Annotated in this window: 11 protein-coding genes; 10 read left to right on the forward strand and 1 reads right to left on the reverse strand. The window is 34.7% G+C overall.

Going from position 1 to position 12,375, the window contains the following annotated elements:
- Positions 1 to 5: 5 nt before the first annotated feature.
- The 7 genes from BN2665_RS22275 (at position 6) to BN2665_RS22305 (ending at position 8,633) form a co-directional block, all read left to right on the forward strand.
- Positions 6 to 1,385, forward strand: a complete 1,380-nt coding sequence (locus BN2665_RS22275) for an FAD-dependent oxidoreductase (protein ID WP_055669292.1) — start codon at positions 6 to 8, stop codon at positions 1,383 to 1,385.
- 177 nt (positions 1,386 to 1,562) lie between these two features.
- Positions 1,563 to 2,735 (forward strand): Gfo/Idh/MocA family protein, encoded by a 1,173-nt coding sequence (locus BN2665_RS22280; protein ID WP_055669293.1) that lies wholly within the window; start codon positions 1,563 to 1,565, stop codon positions 2,733 to 2,735.
- A gap of 12 nt (positions 2,736 to 2,747) precedes the next feature.
- Positions 2,748 to 3,749 carry a Gfo/Idh/MocA family protein gene (locus BN2665_RS22285; RefSeq protein WP_055669294.1) on the forward strand — a complete coding sequence of 334 codons (1,002 nt, stop codon included), beginning with the start codon at positions 2,748 to 2,750 and terminating at the stop codon, positions 3,747 to 3,749.
- Between the two features lie 55 nt (positions 3,750 to 3,804).
- Positions 3,805 to 4,782 carry a Gfo/Idh/MocA family protein gene (locus BN2665_RS22290; protein WP_055669295.1) on the forward strand — a complete coding sequence of 326 codons (978 nt, stop codon included), beginning with the start codon at positions 3,805 to 3,807 and terminating at the stop codon, positions 4,780 to 4,782.
- A 4-nt stretch (positions 4,783 to 4,786) separates the two neighbouring features.
- The gene (locus tag BN2665_RS22295) at positions 4,787 to 5,647 is read left to right on the forward strand and encodes a sugar phosphate isomerase/epimerase family protein (protein ID WP_055669296.1); all 861 of its coding nucleotides are present in this window, start codon (positions 4,787 to 4,789) and stop codon (positions 5,645 to 5,647) included.
- An 81-nt stretch (positions 5,648 to 5,728) separates the two neighbouring features.
- Positions 5,729 to 7,630, forward strand: a complete 1,902-nt coding sequence (locus BN2665_RS22300) for a DUF4838 domain-containing protein (RefSeq protein WP_055669297.1) — start codon at positions 5,729 to 5,731, stop codon at positions 7,628 to 7,630.
- Between the two features lie 178 nt (positions 7,631 to 7,808).
- The gene (locus BN2665_RS22305) at positions 7,809 to 8,633 is read left to right on the forward strand and encodes an MBL fold metallo-hydrolase (protein WP_055669298.1); all 825 of its coding nucleotides are present in this window, start codon (positions 7,809 to 7,811) and stop codon (positions 8,631 to 8,633) included.
- 84 nt (positions 8,634 to 8,717) lie between these two features.
- Here BN2665_RS22305 and BN2665_RS22310 read toward each other — a convergent pair whose 3' ends face one another.
- Positions 8,718 to 9,374: an SGNH/GDSL hydrolase family protein gene (locus tag BN2665_RS22310; protein ID WP_055669299.1), complete on the reverse strand. Its 657-nt coding sequence runs from the start codon at positions 9,372 to 9,374 to the stop codon at positions 8,718 to 8,720.
- A 350-nt stretch (positions 9,375 to 9,724) separates the two neighbouring features.
- On the opposite strand from BN2665_RS22310, the gene BN2665_RS22315 reads away from it, so the two are divergent.
- The 3 genes from BN2665_RS22315 to BN2665_RS22325 are packed head-to-tail and all read left to right on the forward strand — an operon-like array spanning position 9,725 to position 12,346.
- Positions 9,725 to 10,411 (forward strand): N-acetylmannosamine-6-phosphate 2-epimerase, encoded by a 687-nt coding sequence (locus BN2665_RS22315; protein WP_055669300.1) that lies wholly within the window; start codon positions 9,725 to 9,727, stop codon positions 10,409 to 10,411.
- Positions 10,412 to 10,433: 22 nt separating this feature from the next.
- Positions 10,434 to 11,351 carry an ROK family protein gene (locus tag BN2665_RS22320; protein WP_055669301.1) on the forward strand — a complete coding sequence of 306 codons (918 nt, stop codon included), beginning with the start codon at positions 10,434 to 10,436 and terminating at the stop codon, positions 11,349 to 11,351.
- A 41-nt stretch (positions 11,352 to 11,392) separates the two neighbouring features.
- On the forward strand, positions 11,393 to 12,346 hold the full coding sequence (locus BN2665_RS22325; RefSeq protein ID WP_055669302.1) for a DUF4434 domain-containing protein: 954 nt from the start codon (positions 11,393 to 11,395) through the stop codon (positions 12,344 to 12,346).
- The last annotated feature ends 29 nt before the right edge of the window (positions 12,347 to 12,375 follow it).

Here is a 12,375-nt window from a genome sequence, read left to right on the forward strand (position 1 = left end):
TTCATATGTCTTTGTTATATAAATATGATAGCAGGAATTTACCTGTAAGCTATGATATGGATGTAATTGTGGCTGGAGGCGGAACTGCAGGAGCCATAGCTGCTATAGCTGCAGCTAGAAACGGCATGAAGGTATTGCTTATAGAGCAGTTTGGAGGCCTTGGAGGAACTGCTACTCAAGCTTTAGTTACACCATTAATGCATAGTCATATAAATGGCAATCCTCTATGTTCTTCTATAAGTGAAGAAGTAAATAATAAGCTCATAGATTTAGGATATTCCTTCAGAGATGTAGGAAATAATACAGGCCATTTTGATCCTATTATTTTAAAGATGGTTTTAGAAGAAATGGCAGAAGAGGCTGGAGTTACCTTACTCTACTACACTCATATCATAGATGTAATTGTTGAAAACAATACTATAAAAGGGTTAATTGTAGATAATAAAAGTGGTACTAGTGCTGTATTAGGAAAAAGAATAATCGATTGCACTGGAGATGGAGATGTAGCCTATAAAGCCGGGGTAGAGTTTGAAAAGGGCAATCCTAAGACAGGAAAGAATCAGCCTATATCTGTTAGGTACATGATGAGCGGAGTGGATGTAAAGAAGTTTGCAGATTTTCTTAATGAAAACTATGGCTCTTGTAACTACAATCCGCCAATTTTCCACACCGCTATGGTTTGGGGAGGTTCTTGGGGACTAAAACCCTTATTTCAAAAGGCTTTAGATGCAGGAGATATTACCTATGATGATGGAGCTTACTGGCAGGTCTTTGGAGTTCCTGGCAGAAAGGATGGTCTGGCTTTTAATTGTCCAGAGATCTTTGATAATATAGATGGCACTAATGCAGAGCATTTAACACAGGCTCAAATAAAGGGCAAAAAGGCTATTTTAAGACATCTGAAATTCTATAAGAAATACTTCCCAGGCTTTGAAGATGCCTATATAACTGAAATTGCCACTCAAGTAGGGGTAAGAGAAACCAGGAGATTTAAAGGACTTTATACCTTAACCGATGAAGATCTAATATTAAATAGAAAATTTAAAGACTATATTTCAAGATGCAATTACCCAATAGATATACATGGTTATGAATTAACCAATGGAAGAGTAGACGCAAAGGACAAGGACCCTATACCTTATTATGAAGTGCCTTTTAGGTGCTTAGTACCACAAGGTATAGAAAATTTAATTCTTGCAGGAAGATGTATATCTGCATCCTTTTTAGCTAACTCTTCTTTAAGAATACAAGTGGTGGCAAGAGCTACCGGGGAAGCTGCTGGAATAGCTTCAGCTTTATCCATAACTAGGGACATAGGTTTTGCCCAGTTGTCAGGAGAAGAAGTGGGAAAAGAAATGGAAAGAAAAGGAGCTAAATTTGAATAATCCCTTCTATTTAGATTTACTGCTTCAAAATTAAATAGGAAGTATTAAAAAATTAGCTAGAAGCAGTAAATCTTATTTGATATAGCTTTAAAATCAATTGACTTATCCTCCAAAAAAGTTTTTAACATCTAGATTTTTATCCTATGGATGTTAAAATTTAAATAAGGGGTGAGTTCAATGGACAAAATTAATTTTGGCATAATAGGCATGGGTAATAGAGGAAGTTATATTGGTAAATATGTATTTCCTAACAATTCCCATATTAATTTAGCAGCTGTTTGTGATGGAAAGGATTCCACCTTAGAAGAGTGGAAGGAAAAGAAAGTTAGAACCTATAAATATTATGAAGAATTGCTCAGCGATGAGAAAATAGATGCAGTATTTATAACTACACCGGATGGAACCCATGCAGAAATAGCTATAAAAACTTTAAAGGCAGGTAAACATGTTATATGTGAAAAGCCTTTAGAAATAACAGAAGAGAAGATTTTATCCATAGTAAAGTCAGCAAAGGAACATAATAAAATATTTATGCTTGGCTTTGTATTAAGGTATGCACCTTTATTTATAAAGATTAAAGAGCTTATTGCCAGTGGCATCATAGGCAATTTAATAATGTGTGAAGCAAGAGATAATATAAACTATGGAGGATTTTCCTATTTTCATGATTGGCACAGAGAAAGAAGACATTCCGAAAGTTTGCTTCTCCAAAAGGCTACTCACAGCTTGGATATACTAAATTGGATGATAGATTCCTATCCTAAAAAAGTAGCAGGCTTCGGTTCCTTAGATGTATTTGGAGAAAAAGGAGCTATGAAAATTTTTGGACATCCTGTGGATAAAGCCCTTAAGTGCAGTGAATGTTCTAAGCAAAAGGAATGTGAAGAGAATATAGAAAATGTGTACAGATTAGGTAAGGCTGCAAGGCGAGAGCAATGGCCAGATGACTGTTTGTATGCCAGTGAAATAGATGTTCAGGATAATCAAAGTTTAATAATAAAATATGACAATGGTGTAAAAGCTAATTACAATTTATGTCTTTTTACTCCCGAATATAAAAGAGAATTTATATTTATAGGAGATAAAGGGAAGCTAGTAGCTGATGATAAATCTAAAACCATCACCATAGCTTTTAGAAATACAAAGGATGTAATAAGCTATGAAGTACCTAATGAGGGGGTTCATGGTGGAGGAGATGAAAGGCTAATGGAGGATTTTATAAATTGTTATTATCATAATAAAAAACCTATTGCTTCTTTGAAGGATGGAGCTATAAGTGCATTGCTGGCTTTAGCGGCACAAAAGGCCATAGATCAGGAGCAAATAGTAGAAGTTAAAACTATAGATTAGAGGAGGATAACTATGTTAAGAGTTGGTATTATAGGATGCGGTGGAATCGCTGGAATGCATGCTTTCTGCTATCAACATATGCCAGAGGCTAAGGTGGTAGCAGTAGCAGATATAATCCCTGAAAGAGCAGATAATATGGCTAAGATTTTTGGAGCAGAGGCTCTATATCATGGGGATGAGCTATTAAAAAGAGAGGATATAGATGTAGTAGATATTTGCTTACCTACTTATCTACATTGCGAGTATGTTTTAAAGGTTGCCGCAGCAAAGAAGCATGTGCTTTGTGAAAAGCCTATGGCTTTAAACCTTGAAGAAGGTAGAAAGATGATTGAGGCTACTAAAGAAGCAGGGGTTAAATTCATGGTAGCTCATGTGTTAAGATTTTTCCCAGAGAATGAAAATGCAAAGCTTGTAATGGAAAGCGGCGCTATAGGAAACCCAAGAATGGTAAGAACCTATAGAGGAGGAGTTCATCCAGGCAGAGTAAGAGCTTGGTATGCTGATGTTGAAAAGAGTGGTGGAGCTATACAAGATATGGTTATCCATGATATAGATTATTTAAAATCTTGCTTTGGACCAGCAAAGCAGGTATATGCTAAAGGAAATGTATTTGAGAAAACACCAAATTTAGAATATGATTTGGTTATGATAGAGTTCTATAACGGTGTAATAGCTCATCTAGTAGCGGATTGGTCCAGACCAGAAGGTGGACAATTCAACACTAAGATGGAAATAGTGGGAACTAAGGGTATTGTAGAATATGATTTATCAAAATCAATGCCTTTAAGCGTATTAGCAGCTCCTGAGGCTCAAGTAGGAGATAAGGGTGTAGCGGTACCAGAAAGTCCATTAGATCCAAGGTCTAACCCTTATGCAAAAGAAATAATTAAATTCTTAGCAGCTATAGAAAATGATACAGAGGTTCCAGTTCCAGGAGAAGAGGCTTTAGAGTCCTTAAGTATTGCATTAGCTGCATTAGAATCCATAAAGACAGGAAAGCCTGTTAGACTATAGGAGCCATAAATAATGATTTGTATGTGCTCATAAGAAATACAAGGGGGTCGTTGATATGAAACTAGCTATATTAGGTTGCGAACATATGCATGCAGCTAGCTACGTAGTAGAAGGTAAGAAATTGCCTGGTGTTGAAATAGTAGGAATAGCTGAACCAGATAGATTAAGAGGAATTAACTTTGCACAGAATTTTGGAGTAAAATATTATGAAACTTATGAAGAGCTAATAAACAGAGCTGACGTAGATGCAGTAGTAATTTGTTCTTCAAACATAAAACATGCTAATCTTACTGTAGCAGCAGCTAGAGCTAAGAAGCATGTGATAGTAGAAAAACCTATAGCTACTACTATAGAAGATGCTGAAATGATGATAGAAGAATGTAAGAAAAATAATGTAAAATTAATGGTGGCTCTTCCAGTAAGATATGCTCCGCCTATAGCAAGAGCGAAACAAGTAGTTGAAAGCGGAAGAATAGGTGATATTGTGGCTATCAATGGAACAAATCATGGTTCCATGCCAGGAGGATGGTTCACTAAAAAGGAACTATCTGGAGGAGGAGCTATAATAGACCACACTATCCACGTGGCTGATTTAATGCATTGGATGTTAAAATGCGACATTAAAGAAGTTTTTGCAAAAAGCGGAAATTTAATTCATGATTTAGAGGTAGAAGATACAGGCTTACTTTTCATGGAATTTGAAAATGGAACTTATGCCACTTTAGATACTTCTTGGAACAGACCAGAGTCCTTCCCAACTTGGGGAGATGTAACTATGGAAATCATAGGTACGAAAGGAACCTTAAATGTAGATGCCTTTGCTCAACATGGAAATTTATATAGCAATAATAATAATAGCAGCAAGCATGTGGGCTGGGGAGATGACATGAATTATCTCATGATAAGGGATTTTGTAAATTGTATAAGAGAGGATAAACCATCACCAGTTCCAGGAGAAGACGGATTATTTGCTTTAAAAGTTGCTTTAATGGCTTATGATTCTGTGGATAAGAACGAAGCTGTAAGATGGTGATAATATGAAAAAAAGCATAAATGCCTGGTGTTATCCAGGCAGCTTCTCTATAAAGCAATGCATGCATCATTCAAAAGAAGCAGGATTTCATGGCTTAGAGCTTAATATGACAGAAGATATGCATAATAAAAGTATTGTTACCAGTTTGAACTTTCAAGAAAACTTAGGTTTAAATACTGAATCTAAGGAAGAAGAGATATTGAAGATCTATGAGGATTCTAAGGACATTGGAATAAATATATCCAGCATATCCTCTTCCCTTCACTGGACTTACTCCTTAACCAGCGAAGATGAAAGCATTAGAAAAAAAGCTATGGACATAGTAAAGAAGATGATAGATGCAGCAATACTTTTAAACACAGATGCTATTTTAGTAGTGCCTGGTGTAGTAAATGAGAATGTGTCCTACATGGAAGCCTATAAAAGATCTCTTAAAGCTTTTAAAGAACTTAGAACCTATGCCGAAGCTAATAAGGTTTATATAGGTATTGAAAATGTATGGAACAAATTTCTTTTAAGTCCTTTAGAAATGAAAGCCTTTATAGAGGAAATAGGAAGCAGTTACATAGGTGCTTATTTTGATGTAGGAAATGTATTAGCTTATTCTTATCCAGAATACTGGATAGAGATATTAGAAAAATACATAATAAGAGTTCACATAAAGGATTTTGATACCTCTATAGGTAATATTACTGGGTTTAAAAATCTTCTTCAAGGTGATGTTAACTGGGTAAAGGTTATGGAAGCCTTAAGGAGAATTAAATATAAGGGCTATGTTACGGCAGAACTCACACCTTATAAAACTTGTCCGGAAGCCATAGCTCATGATACATCTTTACACATGGATAGGATATTAGCGCTTTAATATCCTATCCTTTTTATAAGGCCTAATAAAGAAAAAGATTTATAAAGAAAAGAATTGATATTGGTAAGGAGAGTAGAAGCTATGAGTTTAAATATTTATAGTAGCACCAAAAATGCTACCATACAATACGCTATAGAAGAATTGATAAAATACATAAAACTGATGCAAAAGCATATAGTAATAGAAAGCAGTCAGTATAAAGAGCATAGCCTTTGCATTGGCACCTTAGAGGAATTAGGATTGTCGCTAAATGTAGAGGTAGAGGATAATAGCTTAGATGACTATATTTATATAGATGTGTGTGAAGGAAAAGGTATTATCAGTGGAAATAATCCAAGGAGTGTATTATTAGCTGTTTACAGATTTCTAAGAGGGCTAGGCTTCAGTTGGGTTAGACCAGGAGCACAGGGAGAATATATACCTGAAGGAGATATATTTAGAGGTAAGGTTAAGGTAGAAGAAAAACCTTATTACAGACATAGAGGCTTGTGCATTGAAGGAGCCGTGAGCTATGACAATGTTAAGGATATAATTGAGTGGAGTCCTAAGGTAGGATTGAACAGTTATTTTATACAGTTTAGAGAGGCCTATACCTTCTTTGAAAGATGGTACTCCCATAAGAATAATTCTTACAAGGAACCAGGGGAATTTAACATAGATAAGGCAAGAGTCTTCACAAAAGAATTAGAAAAAGAAATAAAGAAAAGAGATCTAATATATCATGGGGTAGGGCATGGATGGACTTGCGAGCCCTTAGGAATCTCAGGTTTAGGCTGGGACGAAGAGAAACATGAGTTAAGTGATGAAGTAAAGCAATATCTAGCAGAAATCAATGGACAAAGAGATATCTGGAAGGGCATACCTCTAAATACTAATCTATGCTATTCTAATCCAGAGGTAAGAGAGCTAATTATTGAGGATATTGTAAAGTATATTAAGGAAAATAATGCTGTGGATTTGCTTCATATATGGTTAGCGGATGGAAGCAATAATCAATGTGAATGTTCTGAATGTATCAAAATGAGACCTTCAGATTATTATATAAAGTTGCTTAATGAGTTAGATAGCAGACTTTCTAAGGAAAATTTAGACACAAGAATAGTATTTTTAATATATGTGGATCTTTTCTGGCCTCCAGAGAAAGAAAGCATAAAGAATAAAGATAGGTTTATAATGATGTTTGCCCCTATAGCCAGGGTATATATAGATTACTTTAAGGCAAATAAGGATAAGGTAGAAATAAAGCCCTATGTAAGAAATAAGGTTTCCTTCCCTACAGCTATAGAGGATAATGTTGCTTATTTAGAAGCTTGGCAAAATATGTTCAAGGGAGATAGCTTTGACTTTGACTACCACTTCATGTGGGATCATCTCTTTGACCCAGGTTATTTTGAAATAGCAGAACTGATTTATAAAGATGTTAAAAATCTAAAAGCCATAGGACTTAATGGACTTATAAGCTGCCAGCTGCAGAGAACTTTTCTTCCTACTGGTTTAGGCGTATATGCTATGGCTGAAAGCCTATGGAATCCTCATATTGATTTTGAAGATATAGTAGAGTACTACTTCTTAAAAGCCTTTGGAAAAGAAGGCATTAAAGCTTCTGAGTATCTCAAAGAATTAACCATGCTTTTTGATCCTTCCTATATGAGAGGAGTAAGAGAGAAGGTAAACAAGGAAACCTCAGAGAGATTCCTATCCATTATAGACTTTATAGAGGAATTTGAACAGACCATAGATAAAAATTTACAATTAGAAAATAGTTGCCATAGAGCTTCCTGGAATTATTTAAAGCTCCATGCGCATATGTGTAAACTATATGCAAAAATTCTCTCTCTAAAAGCTAAGGATGAAAAGGAAGCTTGGTGGAAGACTTGGGAAGAGCTAAAGGACTTTATAACTAAGGAAGAGGACAAAATTCAGCCTGTTTTTGATGTGTTCCAGTTTATAACAACTATGGATAAGATGCTAAAAGTAGATTAAAAACTAGGTCTCTTCGAAAAATAATCAGTTATTTTATTGGAGAGACTTATTCTAGGGAAACAACTTCAACTACAAACTTATACATGTACCATAATGGCTTGAAGATGTCATTTTAGTACATGTATAAGTGAAGTTTTCGCAGTGTTTCCCTATAATTGTTAAAGAAGGGGGAAAGTTTATGAGAATTCAATTTTTAGGTACAGCGGCTTCGGAGGGGTGGCCAGCAGTATTTTGCCAATGCGAAGCTTGTAAAAAGGCAAAGGAATTAGGGGGGAAGAATATTAGGAGCAGGTCTTCTTGTATTATAGAAGATAAATATATGATTGATTTTCCTCCGGATACCTTCATGCATATGATAAAGAACAAATTAGATTTAGCTAAAATACAGCATTTATTTATAACTCATTCTCACGAAGATCACTTTTATCCTGAAGATCTATTCACTAGGCAAGAGCCCTATGCTCATATAGATAAGCAATACCTAGCTCCTATGAATATTTATGGCAATAGCACTGTAAAAAAAGAATTTAATAAATTAGGCGGGGAAAAAAACTCCAATGGTTCTCTAAAATTTCAAGAGCTTAAGCCCTTTCAGCATATTAAGATAGAAGATGTTGAGGTGTACACCCTATTGGCGGATCATAAGCCTGATGAGCAATGTCTTCTATATATAATTAAAATAGGGAATAAGACCTTGCTCTATGGCCATGACTCAGGATACTTTCCAGAAAGAAGCTGGAAGGAAATTGCAAAGCATAAGATAGATGGGGTTATATTTGACTGTACCTTTGGATTTATGGAGATGAAAAAAGGTCATATGGGTTTTTCAGCAGCTTTAGAGATAAAAGATAGAATGCTTAGAGAAAGCATAGCCTCTGAAAACACAAAATATATAATCACTCATTTTTCACATAATGTGGGGTTAATGCATGAAGAAATAGAGAAAAAAGCTGGGGAATATGGCTTTATAACTGCTTATGATGGAATGTTTTTAGAAATATAAAAAGAGAGAGGATGTCACAAAATGGAGACATCCTCCCTCTTTTAAAAGGGGTATAATTTATAAAAAGGCAATGATTAATGCTTCTTATAAGCTTAAAGAATTTATAACACTTATGGCATAGGTCATGATTCCTGTACTGCTAGGATGCACGCCATCATAAGTATATTTTATATTACTAGCCTTATTCATGTTGTCACTAAATATTTTATGTAATGGACAAATATATAGATTAAACTCTGCTGCAATTTTATGAACTCTTTTATTATATTCAGCAATCATTAAATTGCCTTCATTCTCTAGTGCTAAAGAACAATCGTAGGTAGAAGTAAACCCTTTTTCTACTGGAGGTATTTCACCTATTAATATTTTTTCTATACCAACATTTTTAGCGCTAGTTACCATATATCTTAGATTTTCTTCAAACATATCTGCATCTACCACGTCAAGTACAAGATTATCAAATTGTCGCCAAACATCATTGGTTCCGATTAATATGCTCAAGAAATCTGGCTTTATATCTAATACATCCTTTTCCCATCTATTAATCAAATCGCTAGATCTATGACCGCTGATACCTTTGTTTATAAAGTCTAGCTCTAGCTCAGGATATTTACTATACATATAATCCCTTATATATCTTACATATCCAGCACCTATATCATCAGGGCTGCCGTAGGAAGCACCTGCATCTGTTAAACTATCTCCTATAAAGAGTATTTTCATGCCTTTAGTAAATAACATTTTATCGCCTTCCTCATTTAAGATTGAAAAGTTTATAAATTAATCATAACATCATTAATTTATTATATCTATGCATATTGTTTAATAAATTATAAAAAAAGTACGTTTTCAATTAATCTAATGCTCTAATTTATAGGAGGTTGTGAAAAAAGGTGTTCTATAGGTTTCCCTACACCGCGCGTGGAACTCCACGAGCGGCCCGTGAAAAAGAACACCTATGTTTTTCATAGCCTCCTATAAAACATATAATATATGAACATAAAAGTAGAAGAAACGCAAAGAAAGCTAATATATTTTATGCTAGTATAAAATTAAAATTATTATATAATTAATATTAGGGGGTCAATTTCATGAGAAATGTAATAGAGTTAATAGAGAAAGGGTTAATTGTATCTTGCCAAGCTTTAGAAGATGAACCTCTGCATTCTTCTTTTATCATGAGCAAAATGGCTTTTGCCGCAAAGCAGGGAGGAGCAACAGGTATAAGAGCTAATAGTTATGAGGATATAGTTGAAATAAAAAAGGCAGTGGATTTACCTGTTATAGGAATAGTTAAAAAAGTATACGAAGATAGTGATATCTATATAACACCTACTATACAAGAAATTGATGAACTAGTTAGGGCTGGTTCAGATATAATAGCACTAGATGCAACTGATAGGACAAGACCTAATGGAAAAAGCTTAGAGGCTTTTATGAAAGAAATAAGAGAAAAGTATCATGGTCTAATCCTAATGGCAGATGTATCAACTTATGAAGAAGGAATAAGAGCTTTTAAACTTGGCTTTGATATAGTATCTACAACCTTATCAGGATATACCCCTTATAGTAAGAAATTAGATAATCCTGATTTTGAATTATTAGAAAGGTTAGTAAAGGAAGTAACTGTTCCTGTTATTGCGGAAGGTAGAATATGGACACCAGAAGAGGCGAAAAAGGCACTTGAAATAGGTGCTCATGCAGTAGTGGTGGGAACTGCTATCACTAGACCAAGAGAAATTACAAGAAGATTTAAGGATGTAATAGAGGCATCCTAAGATTAAAGAAGGGAGTTATTTTATGAAAAATATTGCTTGTTTTGACGTAGGAGGAACTTTTATAAAATATGCAGTCATTAATTCAGAAGGGGAAATATTATTTAAAAATAAATTTGTTTCTCCAAAGGAAAATTGTAAGGATGCAATTCCTCAGATAATTATTGAAAAGACAAAAGAGCTTCAAAATAATTTTAAAATAGATGCTATGGGCATAAGTACTGCTGGACAAGTGGATAGCGTCAAGGGTGAAATAGTCTTTGCTTCAGGAAATTTACCAGGATATACAGGAGCAAAGCTAAGTGAAGTAATAGGCAAAGAATTGAATATCAATGTATATGTTGAAAACGATGTAAATGCAGCTGCTTTAGGTGAGCTTTGGAAGGGCGCTGCAGAAGGAAAGGATAATTTCGTGTGTATTACTCTAGGCACAGGGGTTGGTGGAGCTATAGTAATAAATAGAAAATTATATAAAGGCATCGGTGGTGGTGCTGGGGAATTAGGTCATATGATTACTGTAGAAGATGGAGATAAGTGCAATTGTGGCTGCGTAGGCTGCTATGAGAGATATGCATCTACTTCAGCCTTTGTAAGGGCCTATATAAAAGAAGCTCATTTAAAGGAGGAAGAGGCAAAGGAAGTAAGTGGTGAAACCATAATGCAAAAGGTTCATGCTGGAGAGGAACTTGCATGTAAGGTTTATGATAAGTTTTTAAACCATGTGGCTACTGGTTTAGTAAGCATAACTCATATATTAGATCCAGGAGTCATTGTAGTGGGCGGCGGTATATCTGCTCAGGGAGAAGAATTCTTTAAAGAGTTAAATCTTAGATTTAAAAATACAGCTATGAAATCTTATGCAGAGCATACAAATATAGTACAAGCTAAATTACAAAATGATGCCGGAATATATGGTGCCTGCTATATAGCATTAAATCCATAATAGCAGCATTAAATATATAATATGGGAAGGTGAGAGGTTATATGAAAAAAATATCAGGGAGCTGGATTGAATTTCAGCACCATAATAAAAAAGAAGGGGTATACTGGAACCCCCAATGTAAAGATTTCACTGAAGAGCAATGGGAGGAAAAAGTAAAAGAAATAAAAGGACTAGGTATGGAGTATTTAGTGCTTCTTGCTATTGCTCTAGATAATGAAACTTATTATACTAGTTCTTTATTACCAAAGGCAAAGCTTAACTGTAAAGAGCCTTTAGAAACTTTACTAAAGGCATGTGATAAGCATGATCTGAAGGTTTTTGTAAGCGGAGGCTTCTTCGGTGATTGGACTAAGACTATGGAAGCTTTTACAAGCAATGAAATTAAAAAAATTAGATTAAGTGCTATAAATGAAGTAGCTGAAAAGTTTGGGCATCATAAGAGTTTTTATGGATGGTATTGGCCAGATGAAGCTTATGTTTATCAATACTTTGGTGATGTGTTTATTGATTATGTAAATTCCAGTGCTAAAGAAGTAAGAAGATTGATGCCTCATGCTAAAACTCTTATTGCACCCTATGGTACAAAAGTAGTCATACCTGATGAAAAATACATAGGACAATTAGAGCAAATAGATGTAGACTTCATTGCTTATCAAGATGAAGTAGGAGTTATGAAAAGTACTACAGATGAAACTAGAAGATATTTTGAAGGCTTGAAAAAAGCTCATGATAAAGCAGGTAGAGCTAAGCTATGGGCTGATGTGGAAGTTTTTGAATTTGAAGGTGGGGCTTATCAAAGACCACTTATCCCAGCAGACTTTGCAAGGGTAGAAAAGCAATTAGCCTCCGTATGTGATTATGTAGATAATATACTGATTTATCAATATCTTGGATTAATGAATAAGCCTGGAACTAAAGCTTTTGCAGGCCACGAAAACTCAGTTGAGTTATATGAAAAATATAATGAATGGCTTACTAAGAATAAATTGAAATAATAAGAAAAAGACGACGAAAGTCGTCAGGA

It is taken from the genome of Desnuesiella massiliensis, from assembly GCF_001403615.1.
GTDB lineage: Bacteria > Bacillota > Clostridia > Clostridiales > Clostridiaceae > Desnuesiella > Desnuesiella massiliensis.